17 protein-coding genes are annotated in these 19,499 nt (G+C 68.5%); 6 read left to right on the forward strand and 11 right to left on the reverse strand.

Annotation, left to right across the window (positions count from 1 at the left end; all coding sequences use genetic code 11):
- Positions 1-20: 20 nt before the first annotated feature.
- From dapC to ACFXHE_RS05115, 3 genes are all read right to left on the reverse strand, one after another.
- Positions 21-1,127: a succinyldiaminopimelate transaminase gene (dapC, locus tag ACFXHE_RS05105; protein ID WP_379379901.1), complete on the reverse strand. Its 1,107-nt coding sequence runs from the start codon at positions 1,125-1,127 to the stop codon at positions 21-23.
- Between the two features lie 9 nt (positions 1,128-1,136).
- Positions 1,137-1,460, reverse strand: coding sequence for a ferredoxin (gene fdxA, locus ACFXHE_RS05110; RefSeq protein WP_040812194.1), 324 nt, complete (start codon positions 1,458-1,460; stop codon positions 1,137-1,139).
- Between the two features lie 159 nt (positions 1,461-1,619).
- Entirely contained in the window at positions 1,620-4,298 is a 2,679-nt protein-coding gene (locus tag ACFXHE_RS05115) for a bifunctional FO biosynthesis protein CofGH (protein ID WP_379379903.1), read from the reverse strand.
- A gap of 171 nt (positions 4,299-4,469) precedes the next feature.
- Here ACFXHE_RS05115 and ACFXHE_RS05120 point away from each other — a divergent pair, with 171 nt between their 5' ends.
- The 3 genes from ACFXHE_RS05120 (at position 4,470) to ACFXHE_RS05130 (ending at position 8,187) form a co-directional block, all read left to right on the forward strand.
- Complete coding sequence (locus ACFXHE_RS05120) at positions 4,470-5,954, forward strand: hypothetical protein (protein WP_379379905.1); 1,485 nt, start codon at positions 4,470-4,472, stop codon at positions 5,952-5,954.
- Positions 5,955-6,043: 89 nt separating this feature from the next.
- Complete coding sequence (locus ACFXHE_RS05125) at positions 6,044-6,550, forward strand: PH domain-containing protein (RefSeq protein WP_379379907.1); 507 nt, start codon at positions 6,044-6,046, stop codon at positions 6,548-6,550.
- Between the two features lie 137 nt (positions 6,551-6,687).
- Positions 6,688-8,187 (forward strand): PH domain-containing protein, encoded by a 1,500-nt coding sequence (locus tag ACFXHE_RS05130; protein ID WP_379380417.1) that lies wholly within the window; start codon positions 6,688-6,690, stop codon positions 8,185-8,187.
- 56 nt (positions 8,188-8,243) lie between these two features.
- Here the strand turns inward: ACFXHE_RS05130 and ACFXHE_RS05135 are convergent, their stop codons facing one another.
- The 6 genes from ACFXHE_RS05135 to typA all read right to left on the reverse strand — a co-directional run bounded on the left by ACFXHE_RS05135 (position 8,244) and on the right by typA (position 15,049).
- Complete coding sequence (locus tag ACFXHE_RS05135; RefSeq protein ID WP_379379909.1) at positions 8,244-9,548, reverse strand: FAD-binding oxidoreductase; 1,305 nt, start codon at positions 9,546-9,548, stop codon at positions 8,244-8,246.
- Positions 9,549-9,657: 109 nt separating this feature from the next.
- Positions 9,658-10,155 carry a hypothetical protein gene (locus tag ACFXHE_RS05140; protein WP_379379911.1) on the reverse strand — a complete coding sequence of 166 codons (498 nt, stop codon included), beginning with the start codon at positions 10,153-10,155 and terminating at the stop codon, positions 9,658-9,660.
- The gene (locus tag ACFXHE_RS05145; RefSeq protein ID WP_326306468.1) at positions 10,152-10,310 is read right to left on the reverse strand and encodes a hypothetical protein; all 159 of its coding nucleotides are present in this window, start codon (positions 10,308-10,310) and stop codon (positions 10,152-10,154) included. Before ACFXHE_RS05145 ends, ACFXHE_RS05140 begins: the two co-directional genes overlap by 4 nt.
- A 12-nt stretch (positions 10,311-10,322) precedes the next feature.
- Positions 10,323-11,216: an N-acetyl-1-D-myo-inositol-2-amino-2-deoxy-alpha-D-glucopyranoside deacetylase gene (gene mshB, locus ACFXHE_RS05150; RefSeq protein WP_379379913.1), complete on the reverse strand. Its 894-nt coding sequence runs from the start codon at positions 11,214-11,216 to the stop codon at positions 10,323-10,325.
- Positions 11,213-12,958 (reverse strand): ABC transporter family substrate-binding protein, encoded by a 1,746-nt coding sequence (locus ACFXHE_RS05155; protein ID WP_379380419.1) that lies wholly within the window; start codon positions 12,956-12,958, stop codon positions 11,213-11,215. The genes mshB and ACFXHE_RS05155 overlap by 4 nt, the downstream gene beginning before the upstream one ends.
- A 195-nt stretch (positions 12,959-13,153) precedes the next feature.
- Positions 13,154-15,049: a translational GTPase TypA gene (gene typA / locus ACFXHE_RS05160; RefSeq protein WP_379379915.1), complete on the reverse strand. Its 1,896-nt coding sequence runs from the start codon at positions 15,047-15,049 to the stop codon at positions 13,154-13,156.
- Between the two features lie 170 nt (positions 15,050-15,219).
- Here typA and ACFXHE_RS05165 point away from each other — a divergent pair, with 170 nt between their 5' ends.
- Positions 15,220-15,396, forward strand: coding sequence for a hypothetical protein (locus tag ACFXHE_RS05165; RefSeq protein ID WP_379379917.1), 177 nt, complete (start codon positions 15,220-15,222; stop codon positions 15,394-15,396).
- Positions 15,397-15,416: 20 nt separating this feature from the next.
- Positions 15,417-15,710, forward strand: a complete 294-nt coding sequence (locus ACFXHE_RS05170; protein WP_379379919.1) for a 4a-hydroxytetrahydrobiopterin dehydratase — start codon at positions 15,417-15,419, stop codon at positions 15,708-15,710.
- Here the strand turns inward: ACFXHE_RS05170 and ACFXHE_RS05175 are convergent.
- Both ACFXHE_RS05175 and ACFXHE_RS05180 read right to left on the reverse strand, forming a co-directional pair.
- Positions 15,652-16,872, reverse strand: a complete 1,221-nt coding sequence (locus ACFXHE_RS05175) for a mannosyltransferase (RefSeq protein WP_379379921.1) — start codon at positions 16,870-16,872, stop codon at positions 15,652-15,654. The genes ACFXHE_RS05170 and ACFXHE_RS05175 overlap by 59 nt on opposite strands.
- 184 nt (positions 16,873-17,056) lie before the next feature.
- Complete coding sequence (locus ACFXHE_RS05180) at positions 17,057-18,289, reverse strand: mannosyltransferase (protein ID WP_379380421.1); 1,233 nt, start codon at positions 18,287-18,289, stop codon at positions 17,057-17,059.
- 345 nt (positions 18,290-18,634) lie between these two features.
- Between ACFXHE_RS05180 and ACFXHE_RS05185 the strand changes: the two genes are divergently transcribed.
- Entirely contained in the window at positions 18,635-19,387 is a 753-nt protein-coding gene (locus tag ACFXHE_RS05185; protein ID WP_379379923.1) for a hypothetical protein, read from the forward strand.
- Positions 19,388-19,499: the final 112 nt, after the last annotated feature.

The following is a 19,499-nucleotide window of genomic DNA, read 5'->3' on the forward strand; positions in this document are numbered from 1 at the left end:
GGCCCGGTGGTAACGGGAAATCAGCTGGTCAGACGATCAGCGGCCGCGGTGATTCGTTCGTCCGTGGCGGTAAGGGCAATGCGCACATGCTGATTGCCGCGTGGGCCGTAGAACTCGCCGGGGGCCGCCAGGATGCCGCGCTCGGCCAGCCAATCCAGGGTCGTGCGGCATTCCTCGCCGCGCGTCGACCACAGGTACAGACCCGCCTCCGAGTCGTCGATCCGGAATCCCGCGCGCTGCAGGGCATCTCGCAGCACGACCCGCCGCGCCCGGTAGCGGTCCTTTTGCTGAACCTCGTGCGCGTCATCGCCGAGGGCCGCGGTCATGGCCGCCTGGATCGGGAAGGGCAGCATCATGCCGGAGTGCTTGCGCACCTCCAGCAGCTCCGCCACGAGCGCTGGATCACCGGTCACGAAACCGGCCCGGTAACTGGCCAGATTCGAGGTCTTGGACAGTGAGTGGATGGCGAGCAGGCCGGTGTGGTCACCGTCGCTGACCTCGGGGTCGAGGATCGACACCGCGCGGCCCTCCCAGGCCAGCCCCAGGTAGCACTCGTCCGAGGCGACGATGGCCCCACGCTCGCGGGCGAAGTGCACCACCTTGCGCAGGTGGTCGACACCCAGCACCTTGCCGGTCGGATTCGACGGCGAGTTGAGGAAGATCAGTGCGGGCCGCTCCGGGCCGAGCTGCGTGGTGCCGTCGGCGCGCACATAACGAGCCCCGGCGAGCAGCGCGCCCACCTCGTAGGTCGGGTAGGCGACCTCGGGGATGACGACCAGATCCTGCGATCCCAGGCCGAGCAGCCGCGGCAGCCCGGCAATGAGCTCCTTGGTGCCGATGGCCGGCAGCACCGCCGCCGGGTCCACCCCCGTGATCCCGAATCGCCGCTTCAGCGCCGCGACAACGGCTTCGCGCAATTCGGGCGTACCGTGCGTGGTCGGGTAGCCCGGCACCTCCGCCACCGACGAGAGTGCCGTGCGGATCAGCGGATCCACCGGATCGACCGGTGTCCCGACCGAGAGGTCGACGATGCCGTCCGGATGCGACGCCGCCTTCGCCTTCACGGAAGCGATGGTGTCCCAGGGAAAATCGGGCAGCAGAGCGCTGACCCGGCCACGCGCGGTCAAATGCTCGTCCTACTCGCTGGCCATCGGCGGCAGCGCGGCGATGAACGGCGGGTCGTAGTCGACCTTGCCGACCTTGGTGGCGCCACCCGGCGAACCCAGGTCGTCGAAGAAGTCGACATTGGCGTTGACGTAACCGGCCCACTGATCCGGGGTGTCGTCTTCGTAGAAGATGGCTTCCACCGGACAGACCGGTTCACATGCACCACAGTCCACGCACTCGTCCGGTTGGATGTACAGCATGCGGCCACCCTCGTAGATGCAGTCCACGGGGCATTCCTCGATGCACGCCTTGTCCTTCACGTCAACGCACGGTTCAGCGATGATGTACGGCACTGCCGTTCTCCTAGTCTGTCCTCACATGCGGGATACTCCGCCGGCGAAACCCTATCCCGGCCAGCCAACATTACTACTGCACAGCCTGGCCTAACTTCCGACCGCCGCACTCCGGGTGGGTTCGTATCGTTGGCACGGGTTGCCAACGGTGAGCGGCGCTCAGCCGTCCGCCGAAGTCACGGAGAGGCGGCGGGTCCGTGGCACACCGTAGGTGGTGGTGCGCTGCCGGACCGGGCGGCCGATACCCGACGCGATCTCCGTCAGTTCCTCGACCGTCTTGGCTGATCCATGTTCGGAACCGGCCATGCGGGAGATGGTTTCCTCCATCAGCGTGCCGCCGAGGTCGTTGGCGCCGCCGTTCAACATGAGCCGGGTTCCGGCGATACCAAGTTTGACCCAGCTGGTCTGAATATTCTCGATCCGGCCGTGCAGCATGATCCGCGCCAGGGCGTGCGCGGCCCGATTCTCCCGCACGGTCGGGCCGGGCCGGGAGGCGCCCGCGAGGTAGAGCGGGGCGCTCTGGTGCACGAACGGCAGCAGCACGAATTCGGTGAAACCACCGGTCTCGTCCTGGATTCCGCGCAGCACGCGCAGGTGGCCCACCCAGTGCTCGGGATTGTCCACGTGGCCGTACATCATGGTCGAGCTGGAGCGCAGGCCCAGCCGGTGCGCGGTGGTGACGACATCCACCCAGGCCGAGGCGGGCAGCTTCCCCTTGGTCAGCACCCAGCGCACCTCGTCGTCCAGGATCTCGGCGGCGGTGCCCGGAATGCTGTCCAGCCCGGCGTCTTTCAGCGCCGACAGCCAGTCGTGCACCGACTGCCCACTGCGGGACGCGCCATTGACGATCTCCATCGGACTGAACGCGTGCACGTGCATCCCGGGGACGCGAGCCTTGATCGCACGCACCAGGTCCGCGTAGCCGGTGACCGGCAGCTCGGGATCGATCCCGCCCTGCATGCAGATCTCGGTCGCGCCCTCGACCCAGGCCTCCCACGCGCGGTCGGCGACCTCGGCCGGGCTCAGGCTGAAGGCGTCGGCATCGCCCTTGCGCTGCGCGAACGCGCAGAAGCGGCAGCCGGTGTAGCAGATATTGGTGAAGTTGATGTTCCGGTTGACGATGTAGGTGACCTCGTCTCCCACGGTGTCGCGGCGCAGCTGGTCGGCCAGCGCGGTCACGGCCTCCAGGGCCGGGCCGTCGGCGGTGGCCAGGGCCAGGTACTGGTCGTCGGTCAGGCCTGCGGGGTCCTTTTCGGCGGCACGCAGGGCGGCCATCACGTCGGCGTCGACACGCTCCGGGGCGGAACCGGCCAGCTCGAGCACCTGCTCGCGAATGCTCTCCCAGTCGCCGAACGCTCCTAGCGAATTATTGGTAATCTCCGCGTCGCTGCGGGATTCGGTCAGGCGGCCCTCGGCGTCGATGGCGGTGTGCAGGTCGATGCGGCCGACCGATTCCCAATCCTGGTCGGGCTCCTGCCAGGGCAGGCCGGACGGCTTCACGTCCGCGGCCAGGCCGGTCTTCGGATCCATCAGTGCCGCAACATGTTCGGAAATCCGCGGATCGATCCACGGATGGCCCGCCAGCACATACTTCGGGTGGGCGGTGATGCGCTCGGTGAGGACATAGCCGCAGTCGGCGGTGATCTGCGCGAGGGTCTCCAGATTCGGCCACGGCCGTTCCGGATTCACGTGGTCGGGGGTGAGCGGCGAGACCCCGCCCCAGTCGTCGATACCCGCCGCCAGCAGCGCCCGGCATTCCTCCAGCGACACCAGATTCGGCGGCGCCTGGATGCGCATCTTCGGCCCCATCAGCAGCCGGGTCACGGCGATGGCGGCTCGGAACTCCTCCATCCCGGCATCCGGGCTGTGGCGCATGGCGGTGTTCTGCTTGGCCAGGAAGTTCTGCACGATGACTTCCTGCACGTGCCCGAAAGCCTTGTGCACCTTGCGGATCGCGAGAATGGACTCGGCGCGCTCGACCACGGTCTCGCCGATGCCCACCAGGATGCCGGTGGTGAACGGCACCGACAGGCGTCCGGCGTCGGTGAGCGCACGTAGCCGCACCGCCGGGTCCTTGTCCGGCGAACCGTAGTGCGCCTGACCGGGTTCGGTGAACAGCCGCGTCGAGGTGGTCTCCAGCATCATGCCCATGGACGGCGACACCGGCTTGAGCCGCGACAGCTCCTCCCAGCTCATCACGCCCGGATTCAGATGCGGCAGCAGGCCGGTCTCCTCCAGCACGCGAATCGCCATGGCGCGCACGTAGTCCAAGGTGGAGTCGTAGCCGCGCTCGTCGAGCCACCGCCGCGCCTCGGGCCAGCGCTCCTCCGGGCGGTCACCCAGGGTGAAAAGCGCTTCCTTGCAACCGAGTTCGGCGCCCTGCCGGGCGACCTCGAGAATCTCGTCCGGCTCCATGTACATGCCCTTGCCCTGCGCGCGCAGCTTGCCGGGCACGGTGACGAAGGTGCAGTAGTGGCAGCGGTCGCGACACAGATGCGTGATGGGGATGAACACCTTGCGGGAGTAGGTGATCGGCAGCACCTCACCCGCGTAGCCGGACTCCCGCAGCCCGGCATCGCGCACCCGCGCGGCCGACGCGCACAGATCCTCCAGATCGGCGCCGCGCGCGTGCAACAGCACCACGGCCTCGTCGAGATTGAGGGTCGCACCGTCCCGGGCCCGGCGCAGCGCACGGCGCATCGCGGAATCGGTGGGCACGGCAGTATCGGTGGGCACAGCGGAACCATCGGGCATGGCGGAACCCGTGGGCGCAGCCGAACTGCTGATGTGCCTCGGCGGCAGGCTCGGGTTCGGTAGATCCGTCACGGTCTCGATCATGCGCCATCCATCCGGCTGTTCCGACTCGGGTGCCATGGAACGAGCCAACCTGCCGCCCACGTCCGGTATTCCGAGTTGATTATTCGTATCCTCGAGTTCATCTATTCAAATCCCGGTTCCGATGAAATAGCCTCGCGGGCGTCCACTTCGCAGAAGAAGAGGGAGACCTTCGTGCTCGCGAAAATCCGCCGCGCCGCTGTCGTCGCCGGCCTGGGCGCCACCGCCCTGCTGACCATCGCCACCAGCACCGCCTCCGCATTCGGACCGGTGCCGCCCGCCAATCCGTACCTGGGACCGGTGGGCACCGCGACCATGCACGGCGATGCCGAGGCCTCCGACACCACGCCACTGCCCGGCGTCGGCACCGGCGGCGTCAACGCGGACTTCCATGAGGAAGGCGCGGCCTGCCCGACGATCCTGCAGGGCGCGGACGGCTTCCCGCAGGCGCTGTGCACGAAGATCACCGATCGCGCGCCGGAAGTGCTGCTGCTGGACCCGAACAACGGCAACACCCTCGCGCACCTCGACCTGACCAAGGGCAGCCTGCTCGGCGGGGTCTACGCCTACCTGGACAACCACGACGAGATGGTCACCGTGGACGGCTCGGGCAGCCTGCTGCGGATCGGGCACCAGCGCGGCTCCGACGGCTCCTGGTCACTGTCGATCGCCTCGAAAACCGATGTGACACAGGCGGTCACCGGACACTGCGGCGGCGGCACCTGCGACGCGGTCAGTTCGGTGTCCCCCGACTACCAGGGCCGGGTGTGGTTCGCCACCGACAGCGCCGCGGCCGGATTCGTCAACACCGACGGCACCGCGCACTCGATCGTGCTCGCGCCCGGCGAGAACGTGGCCAACAGCATCGCCACCGCGCCCCAGGGCATGGCCGTGGCCACCGACCACGCGCTGTACCTGCTGAACGTGGACGGCAGCGGCAACCCGCAGATCGTGTGGCGGCAGGCCTACGACCGCGGCCCGGCCCGCAAGCCCGGCCAATTGAGCTGGGGCACCGGCGCGACGCCGACCTTCTTCGGCCCCGGCGACGGCACCGAATACCTGGCCATCACCGACAACGCGGCCACCAAGGAGAACCTGCTCGTCTTCGATACCGCCACCGGCCGGCCGGTGTGCTCGGTGCCCGCCATCGACGGCACCGAGAACTCCCCCATCGGCTCGGGCAACAGCGTGTTCGTGGCCAGCACCTACGGCTACCCCTACCCGGCGCTGCCGCCCAACGCCGGCACCAGTCAGCCCGCGAGCGCACCGATTTCGGGCGGCATGACCCGCATCGATGTCACCGGCTCCGGCTGCACCGTGGTCTGGACCAACACCGTGCCCTCCTCGGCGGTGCCGCGACTGTCGGTGGCGGACGGCAAGATCTACACCTTCACCCGGCACTCCCTGCTCGGCAGCGGCAGCGGCGCGCTCGGCAGTGGTAGCAGCAGCGGCAGCAGTGGCCTGGGCAGCGGCAGCGCGGGGGTCACCGACAACTACAGCTTCGCGGTGATCGACGCCAATACCGGCAAGGTCGACACCGAGCAGTTCGTCGGCGCGACCACCGTGAACGACACCCTGGAAATGGTCGGCACCATCGCTCCCGGCCGAATCCAATACCAGGGCACGACGACCGGACTGTTCCGCATTACGCCCAAGTAGCGGACCCACGCCGCGGCGGAAAAACCGAGCGTCCGGTCCTCTCCGGTAACAACCGCCTCCGCGGCCGGATTCATGCAAGCATGGGCAGCATGTCCCAGCCCCTCGCTCCCGGCGGCATCCTGGCCGACCCGTCGCGGCGTCCCAGCCCACGCGCCAAACTGCTGTGGGCGCTGAGCGCCGCGCTGTCATGGGTGGTGCCGATCCTCGGAGTGGGGGTCTGGGCGCTGTTCGACACACACTGGCGCGGCCTGCAGGCACTGGTGTTCGGAATCGTGCTGCTGGCAGCGATATTCAGCATCGTGGCCATCCCGCTGTGGCGCTACGCCGTGCACCGCTGGGAGATCACCGACGAGGCCGTCTACACCCGGACCGGCTGGTTCACCCAGGAGAGCCGGGTCGCGCCCATCACCCGCGTGCAGACCGTGGACACCTACCGCGGACCGCTGGAACGACTGCTCGGACTGGCCACCGTCACCGTCACCACCGCCTCCTCGGCCGGGGCCGTGCACATCAGCGCGCTCGCCCTGGCCGACGCGCGCGACACCGTCGCCCAGCTCACCGCCATCGCCGCACAGCACCGGGGGGACGCCACATGACCCAGCCGCCATCGCCGGATCCGGACGTGTTCCCGGATTCCTATCCGACGGAAGTGCTTTCACCGATCACCGCGGGATCGGGGCCGGGGACGCCCCTCGGCCCGGACGCCGAGAACTGGCAGCGGCTCGACAAGCGCATGCTGCTGGTCCACCCGGTCACCGAGCTCATCCGCTTCATCCCGGTGCTGATCGCCACGCTGGTGGCGGGCGCGAGCCGGGACAATCCCGGGTGGAGCCTGGCCGTGGTGGCGATCATCGTCGGCTTCGCGCTCACCCGCTGGTTCACCACCACCTATCGCATCACCCCCGACAATGTGGAGCTGCGCACCGGACTGATCCAGCGCAAACGACTTTCGGTGCCGCGCAACCGGGTCCGATCGGTCGATGTGCAGGCCGACCTGCTGCACCGGGTGCTCGGACTGGCGGTGCTGTCCATCGGCACCGGGCAGCACGCGGAAAAGCGGGAACAGTTCAAACTGGACTCGCTGGATGCCAGACTGGTGCCGGAACTGCGGCTCGCGCTGCTGGCGCACACCAGGGCGGGCACGGAATCCATTGATGCCCAGTCGGTTACGACCGAGGGGGAAGCACCGGACGCGACGCCCGGCCATCCGGTCGTGGAAATCGCGCACTGGCAACCGGATTGGGTGCGGTATGCGCCACTCTCGTTGACCGGCTTCGCAATCATCGCGCCCGTCGTCGGCCTGGCGTTCCAGTACGGGTTCGCCCAGCTCTTCCTGAGATCCGGCACGGTCCAGGATGTCGGGCACCGCAGCACGACCGTCATCGCGGGGGTGATCGCGCTACTCGTCGTGATCCTCGTCGTGGTGGTCAGCCTCGCCGCCTGCGCACGCTACCTCATGACCTGGTTCGGCCTGAACGTACTGGACGACGGCAAGACCCTGACCGTGCGGCACGGGCTGTTCACCACCCGCCAGACCACCCTCGACCTGGCCCGCCTGCGCGGCGCGACCGTCAACGAGCCCCTGCTGCTGCGCCTGGCCGGAGCCGCCGAACTCGAAGCCATCATGACCGGCACCAGCCCGCGGCAGAAGATCCTGCCGCAGGCTCCCCGCGCCGCCGTGCACCGCACCCTCGCCCATCTGCTGGGCACCTCCACCGTTCCGGCCGAAGCCACCCTGCCGGTGCCCCCACTGGTGACCGTGCCGCTGGTCCCCCACGGTCCGGCCGCCCACCGCCGCCGCTACACCCGCACCCTGAGTCCGCTCGCGGCCATCGCGGCGCTGCTGCTCGTCATTTCCCTTGCGGGCGGCCACATCCCGCTCTGGATGTGGATCACCCTCGCCATCGCCACCCCCATCGCCGCCGCCCTAGCCTGGAACCGCTACCGCGGCCTCGGCCACGCCGTGCTCCCCGCCGCCGACGGCAAACCGGCCTGGCTCATCACCCGCAGCGGCTCCCTGGACCGCGACCGCGACTGCCTGGAGGCCCCCGGCGTCATCGGCTGGACCGTCCGCCAGACCCTCTTCCAGCGTCGCGCGGGCGTGGCCACGGTCGTGGCCGCTTCCGCCGCGGGCAAGAAGCGCTACCGCGTCATCGACCTGCCGATCGACCAGGCGTGGTCGCTGATCGACGCGGTCACCCCCGGACAGCTGGGCGCCCCCGCCGGGCGGTGACCGAACGGCTCGGCGGCGGATCGAATGCTCCACCGCCGAGCCGGAATTCAGCACGGTCAGCCGAGCACCGGGTAGTTCGAGCGAATCACGTTCTGCGGGTCTCGCTCACGCTTGATCGTGCGCAGACGGTCCAGGGTCGCCGCATCGAAGGCCGCGGCGGCCGACTCACCGGGGGCCAGGAACGTGAACGGCTTCTTGCCCGTCACCAGCGCGCCGAACTCCGCCACCAGCGCATTTGTCCTGGCGTGCACCGCCTCTCGCAGGTTGGGCAGACCCAGGCCGAGGGTGGAGACGAGGTAGCGGTCGGAGAGCGCACCTCGCGCACCCGCGGCCGGACGGGCCAGCGCGCCGCCCAGATGGCGGACCTGAAGGCTGACCAGCGGTGCGAGGGATTCGCCGAGAATGATCTTCTCCGCCGCCGGGGACAGGTCGTCGAGCAGCTCGCCGCGGGTGATGGCCGGGCTGGGATCGACCGGCTCCTGGGTGATGTCGCCGAGGTCGGCCACCGATCGGGCGGCCCGCGTGTCGGTGAGCGCGCCGCCGATCCGGTCCAGCGCGGACACCAGGGTCCGGCCCTGCTCCGGATCGCCCAGATAGGCGAGGTCCACGCCCACCATCTCCGGCGCCTGCGGGAACTGGAAGCGGTTGAACCACACCGACAGCTCATCGGGGGCTCGAGAAGTCAACTCGCGGAAGGCTTCCCACACCTCGGGCAGCCGATCGGCGGTCCAGGTGATGCGGCCGCCGTACAGCCCCGGCGCCGGGAAGAGCTCGAACTCGAGGCCCGTCACCACGGCGAAATCGCCACCGCCACCGGACAATGCCCAGAACAGGTCCGGATCACTGTCCGGGGTCACCCGGGCCGGGCGGCCCTCGGCGTCGACGATCTCGAAGGCGCGCACCGCATTCGACGCCCAGCCGTACTTACGGCCGAACCAGCTCTTGCCGCCGCCCAGCGTGTAACCCGTCACGCCGACCACCGGATTGCTGCCGGCGAGCCCGGCCAGACCGTGCGCGGCCGCGGCCGCCTGCACCTGCCCCCACCGCACGCCCGCACCGACCCGGGCCACCCGCGCGACCGGATCGATCTCGAGCCGGTCCAGCGCGCCGGTGCGCAGCAGGATCGCGGTGTCGATGCCGCCCGCCGCGCCGTGCCCGGTCGGCTGGGTCACCACCGGACGGCCCATGGCTCCCGCGTAGCGGACCACGGCCGCCACATCCGCGGCGTCGGCGACCTCGGCGACCGCTGCCACCGGCTGCGTCACGGCCAGGCTCCACGGCCGCGCGGCCTGCTCGAAGTCCGCGTCACCGGACTCCAGGACGCGGCCCCGGACAGCATGGCGCAGTTCGTCGAATCCCATCGTCTTCCCTCGTTCCTGATCGTGATTGCGATTCACGAGGGGGACGAGACAGGGCGCCGAAGTGTGACAGCGCGGAGGAAAAGAGTCGAAAAACCGCAGGATGGTCCGGTCAGGCTCCGGTCCGGGCCAGGCGAACGGTCGCCCGGTAGTAGAGGTACATGCCCGCAGGCAGCAGACCGCAGATGAGCAGCAGCATGGTCGGCCAGTCACCCATGAGCAGGGCGTACCCGCTGGGACTGAAACCCGCGCAGATCAGGAAACCCAGGACCCACACCAGAATCGGCAGGGCCATCACCCCGATCCGCTTGGTGATCACACCCATGCCCATCACCAGCAGCACGTTCACCACCCCGGCGGCCAGAGCCGTGAGCGGCACCGCGATCGCGCCGTCGGTCATGCTCGAGGCCAGGGCGCCGGCGGCCAGCACCGGCGTCGGCTCCGGGATGTGGGCCCGGCCGGCGTAGATCGGCAGGAACAGCACCTCGAACCCGAGCGTGATCACCGCGTCGGCCAGCAGCAGCGTGCCGATCAACGCGGTCAGCACCCCGCGCACCGGTCCCGCCGCCATCACCGCATCGCCCGTCCGGGCACCGACGGCCGCCGTCACGGCACCGGCGGGAATCCGAGCAGCGTCAGCAACTGACTCTGCATGTCCACGAAGCCGTAGAGCACCGAGAGGTACAGCTCGTGCTGCCACTCGAAGTAGGGGCGCTGGCTCTCGACGAACGCCGCGATCGCGTTCTGCAGGTCCCAGTTGTACATAGCCTCAGTCTCTCATTCCAGGCCACCGAGAAGATCATGTTCGCGGCCGTCGGGGCCCAGCGGGCCGCGCTCGCCACGCACCAGAATGTAATGCTCCTCCGGCAGCACCGGCTGGGCGACATCGTTCGACAGCGCGAACTCCCGGCCCGAGGGGGCCACCGTCACCTGGGTCGCGTGCGCCCGCAGGGCCGCGCGCTTGGCCGCCAGCACATCCGAGACATCCACCGTGGTGGTCACGGATTCCGCTGGCACACAAGCCAATTCGTCCGCGTGCGGCAGCCGCCAGCCGCGTGGCAGCGCACCCGGCAGCTGATCCACCGTGCGGCGCTTCAACGACTCGGTGTGCATGGCCAGCACGGTGCCGTCGGTGACCGTCCAGTACACCTTCGGAACCGTCCAGCCCCAGTCCGAGGCGGCGTCAACAGCCGCCATGGTGATCTGGTGCGCGCGAACGTGATCCGGATGCCCGTAGCCGCCGCGCGGGTCGTAGCCGATCACCACGCGTGGGCGCAGCTCCAGGATCACCTGCACCAGCGCGTCGGTCGCGGCGGTACCGGAGTTCACGAACGCACGGGGATTGCGCGCCGACGGCGTCCCGGCCATGCCGGAATCCCGCCAGCGGCCCGCGCCGCCCAGGAAATGCGGCACCCCGGCATCCAATTCGGCCAGCGCCCTGGTCAATTCGAGAATCCGGTAACCGCCCAGCTGATCGGCCTGCCCGGCCACCAGGTGCGCGTAGTCGTCGCCGATGACCTCACCCTCTTCACCGAGCGTGCAGGTCACCACGGCGACCGGGAGGCCGCGCTTGCGATAGTGGGCGATGGTGCCGCCGGTGGTGATGGACTCGTCGTCCGGATGCGCGTGCACCAGCAACAAACCGTGCCGGGAAGCATCGAGAGGATTCACGGCAGCCTCCGCCAGTTGGCGGCATCACCGAAGATGCCGGTCTGAATGGCGCCGCTCAGCGAGGCCCCGTCCACCCGCGGGCCCGCCGCGGCGACCTGGGTGTCCTGCACGATGGGCAGCACCGTCGCCAGTTCCCACAGCTTGGGCTCGGTCTCGCCGATCACCTTGCCCACATCGATGCCGCGCAGGGCCGCGTCGATGGCGGGCTGCAGGGTCGGATCGCACACGCCGGACACATTCGACGGGGACTTCTTCGCCCCGTCCGCGACGGTGGTGTCGGCGGTGTCACCGGGCGGCGCCACCGGCGTGCACCCGTACCGCGACGCCAGCACCGTGGCCGGATCCTCACCGGTGCGTTCCCAGCCGACCACGGCGTCGACCCCGACGTCGGTCAGCTCCTTGCCGTACAGCTGCGAGGCCGTGACACTGCGTACGACGACATCGATTCCGGCACTGCGCAATTGGTCGGCGGCGGTATTGGCCACCGCCAGCGTGGTGGTGTCGCCGTCGACCGCGCCGATCCGCACCGTCAGCGATTTACCGTTCTTGGCCAGCGACCGCGGCTGCGGGGCGGGCGAGGTCGCCGACTGCGTGGCCGGCGTCTCCGCGGCCCGCGCGAATCCGGCCTCGGCCAGCAGCCCGAAGGCCTCCTCCTGGCTCAGGCGCGGCGGCTGGGTCGCGACATAACCCGGATCCGAGGGCGAAAGTACTTGCGCCCGAGCCGGTTCCACCCAGCTGCCGGTCTGCGCGCCGACCGTGGCCAGCAGCACCGGATCCAGCAGCGCCAGCACCGCGCGCCGCACCCGGACATCGGCCAGGTCGCCGCTGCGGCCGTTGAGCGCCAGCTGCATCTCCCGCGACTGCGGCATGGTGGCCGTGCGCACCGACGGAATCGCCGCCAGCTGCGCCTGCAACGCCACACCGCCGTGCAGCAGCGCCATCTGCGCATCCCCGACCCGCAGCGACTCCGCCACCTGCGCGGGAGTTCCGCCGCGCCGCAACAGAATCTGATCCGGCACCGCGGGCTGACCCCAGTACCGGTCGTTGCGTTCCAGCAGGATCTCCTCGCGGCCGCGGTCGGCCTGCTTGATCCGGAACTGGCCGCCGGAGATCCGGATGGTGTCGATCAACCCCTGCTCGAAACCCGAGTCCTTGACCAGATGCTGGGGCAGCAGATCCGAGAACAGCTGCCGCCAGGCGGGATACGGCTGCGTCATGGTGACCGTCACCGTCTTGCCGCCCGCCGACGAACTGACATCCGAGATCAGCCGATAGCCCGCGGGATCCACCGTGCCCGGCTGTGTGATCATCTGCTGCCAGAGGTATTTGAAGTCCTCGGCCGCGATGGGCGCGCCGTCGGACCAGGACGCCTCGTTCTTGAGCTGGTAGGTGATGGTGAACGGCTCCTGCGCCGTCACATCCGCCGACACCATGAGCGCCGGATCCAGTATCCAGTCCGTGCCGCCCGGCACCCCCGGTGTCGGACCGGGCCGGAACGGGCTCGGCAACACCATCGACGCGACCGCCGCCGTCGCCGGCGACTGCTGCGACCGCAGATGCGGATTGAACCCGATCCCGATGTCGTCGACCGCGACCACGACGGAGTTCTTCCCCGGCTTGGCCGGCTGCGTCTTCGGACTGTCGGTGGATTCGATGGGCGGTGGCGGATTCGCCGTGCATCCGGTCGCGACCGCCAACAGGGTCGCCACCATCAACAGCACCGCGCGCAACGATGCGCGCATCCGGGCCCCCGTTCTCACGTTCGGCACTTTACTGGATCCGCTCTGTCCAATTTGCCCTCCGCTTCGCTCCGGGCGGGTTCGCGGCCGCGAACCTTTCAGCGCTGCCCAGTGGCCGAATCCGAGGGCGTAATCCGACTCGCCCACGCGCCGAACTCAGTCGGGGCGTGGGCGGGTCGGTTGTATCTGGGTCGTCTTCTATTGGGCGGCCTTGTCGCGGGCCTTGCGGCGCGAGATCTCACGCTGGCGGTCGTTGGCATTCAGGGTGACCTTGCGGACCCGCACGATCTCCGGGGTGACCTCGACACACTCGTCGTCGGTGCAGAACTCCATCGCGCTCTCGAGATCCAGCTGCAGCGGCTTGGCCAGGGTCTCGAGCACGTCACCGGTGGCGGACCGCATATTGGTCAGCTTCTTCTCGCGGGTGACGTTGATGTCGAGGTCCTCGGCACGCGGGTTGATGCCGACCACATGGCCCTCGTAGGTGTCGGCGCCCGGCTCCACGAAGAACTGGCCGCGGTCGGCCAGCTGGATCATGGCGAACGGGGTGACCGAACCATTGCGGTCGGAGACCAGCGAACCGGTGTGGCGGGCGCGGATCTCACCGGCCCACGGCGCGTAGCCGTCGAACACGGCGTTGGCGATACCGGTGCCGCGGGTCTCGGTGAGGAAGTCGGTGCGGAACCCGATCAGGCCACGCGACGGGACGATGAACTCCATGCGCACCCACCCGGCCGAGTGGTTGCTCATCTGGACCATCTTGCCCTTGCGGGCGGCCAGCAGCTGGGTGACGGCGCCCAGGTACTCGTCCGGGCAGTCGATGGTCAGCTCTTCGAAGGGCTCGTGCACCTTGCCGTCGACGGTCTTGGTGACCACCTGCGGCTTGCCGACGGTCAGCTCGAAGCCCTCGCGGCGCATCTGCTCGACCAGGATGGCCAGCGCGAGCTCACCACGGCCCTGCACCTCCCAGGCGTCCGGGCGGCCGATGTCGAGCACCCGCAGCGACACATTGCCGACCAGTTCCTGGTCCAGGCGCGACTTCACCATGCGGGCGGTCAGCTTGTGGCCCTGCACCCGGCCGACCAGCGGCGAGGTGTTGGTGCCGATGGTCACCGAGATGGCCGGCTCGTCGACGGTGATGCGTGGCAGCGCGACCGGGTTGTCGACGTCGGCGAGGGTGTCGCCGATCATGATGTCCGGAATGCCCGCGATGGCGACGATGTCACCGGCCACGGCCTCCTCGCCGGGCTGACGCTCGACGCCGATGGTCTTGAGCAGCTCGGTGATCTTGACGGTCTTGACGCCGTCACCGTGCATCCACGCGACGTTCTGGCCCTTCTTCAGGGTGCCGTTGTGGATGCGCACCAGGCCGATTCGGCCCAGGAACGGGGAGGCGTCGAGGTTGGTGACGTGCGCCTGCAGGGTGGCCTTCGGGTCGCCCTTGGGGGCGGGAACGTACTTCATGAGGACCTCGAACAGCTCGTCGAGGTTCTCCGCGTCCGGCACCTGGCCGTTGTCGGGGCGGCTGGTGGACGCCACGCCCGCGCGGCCGGAGGCGTAGAGCACCGGCAGGTCGAGGGCCAGCTCGGCGGCCTCGGAGGCCTCGTCGTCGAGGTCGGAGGCCAGGTCCAGCAGCAGGTCGTGGGATTCCTCGACGACCTCCTCGATGCGGGCGTCCGGGCGGTCGGTCTTGTTGACCACCAGGATCACCGGCAGCGAGGCCGCGAGGGCCTTGCGCAGCACGAAGCGGGTCTGCGGCAGCGGACCCTCGGACGCGTCGACGAGCAGCACCACGCCGTCCACCATGGACAGGCCGCGCTCCACCTCACCACCGAAGTCGGCGTGGCCGGGGGTGTCGATGACATTGATGACGGTGACCGATCCGTCGGCGTTATGCCGGTGAACAGCGGTGTTCTTGGCGAGAATGGTGATGCCCTTCTCGCGCTCGAGGTCACCGGAGTCCATCACTCGGTCGACGAGTTCGGCACGTTCGGCGAACGCACCGGATTGCCGGAGCATGGCGTCGACCAGTGTTGTCTTGCCGTGGTCGACGTGCGCCACGATGGCGACGTTTCGGAACTCGACAGACGACACGTTTGATTCCTCCTGGTGAAAAAGTCTGTTGCCGACCCGGATGGGTCTCATGCGTGGGGCTGCCTACGACGAGACATGGCGAACTCCACCGGGCATGCGGCGAGCTACAGACTACCGGGCGCACTAAGTCACATGGTCAATGGGCGGAGGTTAGGTTAAGCTAACCAACCATGGGCAAGGTGAAGGCCAAACACGTATCCGGCCTGAAGCCGAAGAAGAAATGCTGCCGCAAGAAGACGCGATGCCTGAAATGCCCTGTTGTGATTATGCGGATGAAGAAGGCCGAAGCCGCAGGCTGCTGCGGCAAGGAACTCGAGAAGTGCCTGAAACTCGCGCGGGCGGCCTGAATCCGGAGTAAACCGGAGTCATGAGTCCTGCGCTGCTCTCCGACGACGACATCGCCAAGGCCCTCACCGAACTGCCCGAATGGACCCGTGAGGGCAACAGCATCACACGCACCATCCAGGCCCCCTCGTTCCCGGCCGGCATCGAACTGGTGCGCCGGGTGGCCGCCGCGGCCGAGGCCGCCGACCACCATCCCGATATCGATATCCGCTGGCGGCGGGTCACTTTCACGCTGTCCACCCACTCCGCGGGCGGTCTCACGACACGCGATATGGCTCTCGCTCACGAGATCGATCAACTGCACGCTCAGAGCTGAGCCGCCCGGCCCGGATCATCCACGCATAGAGGGCCAGCACCCCGATCGCGTTCGCCGCGCCCAGCCAGGCCAGATAACCCGGACGCGAGATATCCCACATCGACTTCTGCAGGGTTCCCAGCATCCAGGGCACCCCGATCACTGTTGTGAACAGCCAGTATGCGGCCATGAGGCGCGCACCGGCGGCTTCGCGCAGCGGACCGTGGAGCAGCCACAGAATCAGCGGGACCAGGCAGACCCAGTGGTGTGACCAGGAGATCGGCGACGCCATCAAACCGAACAGCTGCACGATGATCAGCGTGCCCAGCCGGTCGTCGGAACGCAGTGCGCGCCAGGCGAAGAACGCGAGCACGGCCGTCACCAGCACGGATGTCTTCCACAGCAGCCCGGACCCGATGTCGTGGCCGGCCAGGCGGCTGAGCGCCCCGCGCAGCGACTGATTGATCACCGAACCGACCGGCCCGATGCGACGCGGGTCGCCGACCAGTTCCCCGAAGTACCTCCTGGTCTCCCCCGGCGTGAGCAGGTAGGTCAGACCGATGGTCCCGGCGAAGGCCACCGCCGACCAGATCACCGCGAGCCACTGCCGGCGGGCCACGAAATACAGTCCGGTCACCGCCGGGGTCAGCTTGACCCCGGCACCCAGGCCGACCAGCGCACCCGACACCCACCACCGGGCACTGCGGGCCGCGACCATGGCGAGCAGCACCAGGAACACATTGACCTGGCCGTAGTCGAGGGTGGACCGCACCGGTTCCAGCCACATGCCGCCCGCGGTCCACGCCACCGCGGTGGTGCGCCAGGACTGCTCGTGCATGGCCTCCCGGCCCACGATCATCTCCAGCGAGATCCACACGATGCCGAACAGCGCCGCCGCCGTGGCCAGCAGCCAGCCGACGGCCACCACTCCGAAGGGCAGGAAATGCAACGGATACAGGACGAGCGCCGCGAACGGTGGATATGTGAACGGCAGCGGAAATTGTGGTGACCGACTGGAATCGGTCCAGTCGTAGAGGTTCCCGCGGAACAGATTCGCGGCTCCTTCGACATAGACGTGCAGGTCCACGAGGATCAGATTGCTGGGCCAGAACAGCGCCCACAGCAGGCGGACCAGCACCGATATGCCGAGGGCGGCGGCAGCCAGGCGGAAACGTCGATTCACGGCACGGACTTTCGGTCGGGTGGATCACCGACCGGAATTCACGGCTGGCGAGCAGGCCTTTTCGGCGCTCGATGAGCGTAGCCGGACCAACGATTATCCCGCGCACCCCAAATATTAAGGGCACCACCGACATTCGAGGCACACGAGATATTCGGGACGCGGATCTCGCGCTGAAAATCTCACCTCACCGGTCGGACAGCTCTTGCGCACGAGATCGATCGACCGGATGCCCGGGGCTGAGCCGGCCCGCCCGGATGATCCACGCATAGAGCGCCAGCACGCCGAGCACGTCCACCGCGCCCAGCCAGGACAGGATGCCCGGACGCGAGATGGTCCAGATCGAATCCTGGAAGAAGCCCAGCACCCAGGGCACGCCGATCAGCGTCACCACCAGCCAGTAACCGGCCAGCACCCGGGCGCCCGCCGCCTGCCGCAACGGGCCGTAGCACAGCCACAGGATCACCGGCAGGAGCCAGATCCAGTGGTGCGACCAGGAGATCGGCGACACCATCAACCCGAACAGTTGCACGATGATCAGCGTGCCCAGCCGATCGCCGGAATCCAGTGCGCGCCAAGCGAAGAACGCGAGCACGGCCGTCACCAGCGCGGCCGCGATCCACACCGGGCCGGACACCACGTCGTGGCCGAGCAGCCGACTGAGCGCACCGCGCAGCGACTGATTGGTCGCCGATCCGACCGGCCCGATGCGATGCGCGTCGCCGAGCAATTCGCGGAAGTACTTGTTGGTCTCACCGGGGGCGAACAGATAGGTCAGCAGAATGGTCCCGAAGAAGACCACCGCCGACCAGATCGCCGTGAACCAGCGTTTGCGGGCCGCGAAATACAGCCCGGTGACGGCCGGGGTCAACTTGATACCGGCGGCCACGCCGACCAGCGTGCCCGACACCCACCAGCGCGCGCTGCGGACCGCGATCATGGCGAGCAGCACCAGGAACACATTGACCTGGCCGTAGTCGAAGGTCGAGCGCACCGGCTCCAGCCACATGCCGATCGCCGTCCACGCCACCGCGGCGGTGCACCAGGACCGTTCACGCATGGCCTCGCGGCCGACCATCATCTCCAGCGCCAACCACACCACGCCGAACAGCGCCGCCACCGTGGCGAGCAGCCACCCGATGGCCACCGCCCCGAAGGGCAGGAAATGCAGCGGATAGAACACCAGCGCCGCGAACGGCGGATAGGTGAACGGCAGCGGAAAGTCCGGCGTCTTACTGGAATCGGTGTAGTCGTAGAGATTCCCGCCGAACAGATTCGCGGAGCCGTCCACATAGACGTGCAGGTCCACGAAGTTCATGCCATTGGGCAGGAACAGGACCCACACGAGACGGGCCAGCACCGAAATACCCAGTGCCGCGGCGGCCATGTGGAAGTGTCGATTCACGGCACTGTCTTTCAGCTCGGGCGGGTCACCGGCCGAGTGCACGGCTGGCGAATGCGGCTTGCGGGCCTCACGAATACGGCGTTGCGGTGGCCCCGGCAAGCGTAGTCGCCCAGCAGAATGTTCCGTGCAGCGCGGACCCTCCGCTGTAACATTTGCATCACCGACCCCATCTGTAACACGCACTCTGGTCGCCCGTTCGATAGCGTCAGCTGATCGAGTTCGCCAAGATCACACCGCGGCTGTACAACACGGCAGCCCGGTCCCTAGAGTGGCGCGGAGCGATGGCTCCATCGCTGCTAGATGTCCCTGAAGGTAAGGACGGCTACACCAGTGCTTCGCACCCGAGGATCGCGGTTCGCAATGTCCGCATTGGCCCTGGCGGCCTGCGCCACCGTCGCCGTGCCGACGGCCTACGCGAACCCCGCGCCGGCACCCAAGAGCGCGTCGATTCCGATGATCCCCGAAGGGGTTCCGGTCGACGCGCTGGCCTCGCTGATCCCCGCCATCATCGGCGCGGCCACCGGTCCCGCCGATATCGCGGACGCGGGCCCCAAGAACGCCATTCTCGCCCAGGCCAAGCAGCTGCTGGAGAGCAGCAACCTGCCGCCGCAGGTGAAGACCACGCTGCTCGCCGTCATCACGTTCCTCGACGGCAGTGGCGGTGGCGGCCCGGACATCCCGAAGGATGGCCCGGTCATCTCGCAGTTCCTGTGGCCGACCATCGGCAAGGGCTGCATCTCCCCCTCCGCCGACTCGGTGGGCACCGCGCTGGCCGTCGGCGGTCCGGCGCAGCTGCCCCCGCCCGGACCGGCGCAGGGCCAGGCCGGTTTCGTGTTCACCGCGCTGGGCACCAAGCAGCCCACCGATGTGCAGCCCACCCCGATGACGGTGCAGTGGCTGAACCTCGACACGCGCGCCACCGGCACCCAGAACCTGACCAATGACGCGCACATCAACCCGGACGGCCCGGCCACCCTGTCGGCCATCGCCAACACCGGTTCCGGTCGCGTAGTCGCCATCGTCTCGGGTTCACTCACGACTCAGGCCGATCCGGAGTCGCAGCCGATCACCTGCTCGTTCCTCCCGACCATCGGATTCTTCACCGTCGCCTAGCCGACACCCCGAGGTAGCCAAGAATTTCGCCCCTGTTCTCCTCCGTAACTACGCGGAAGGGACGGGGGCGAAATCGTTTGCACGGCCGGTTTCCTGTGGTAGACCGACATCT

Origin of the sequence: Nocardia sp. NPDC059229 (assembly GCF_042754165.1) — a bacterium.
GTDB lineage: Bacteria > Actinomycetota > Actinomycetes > Mycobacteriales > Mycobacteriaceae > Nocardia.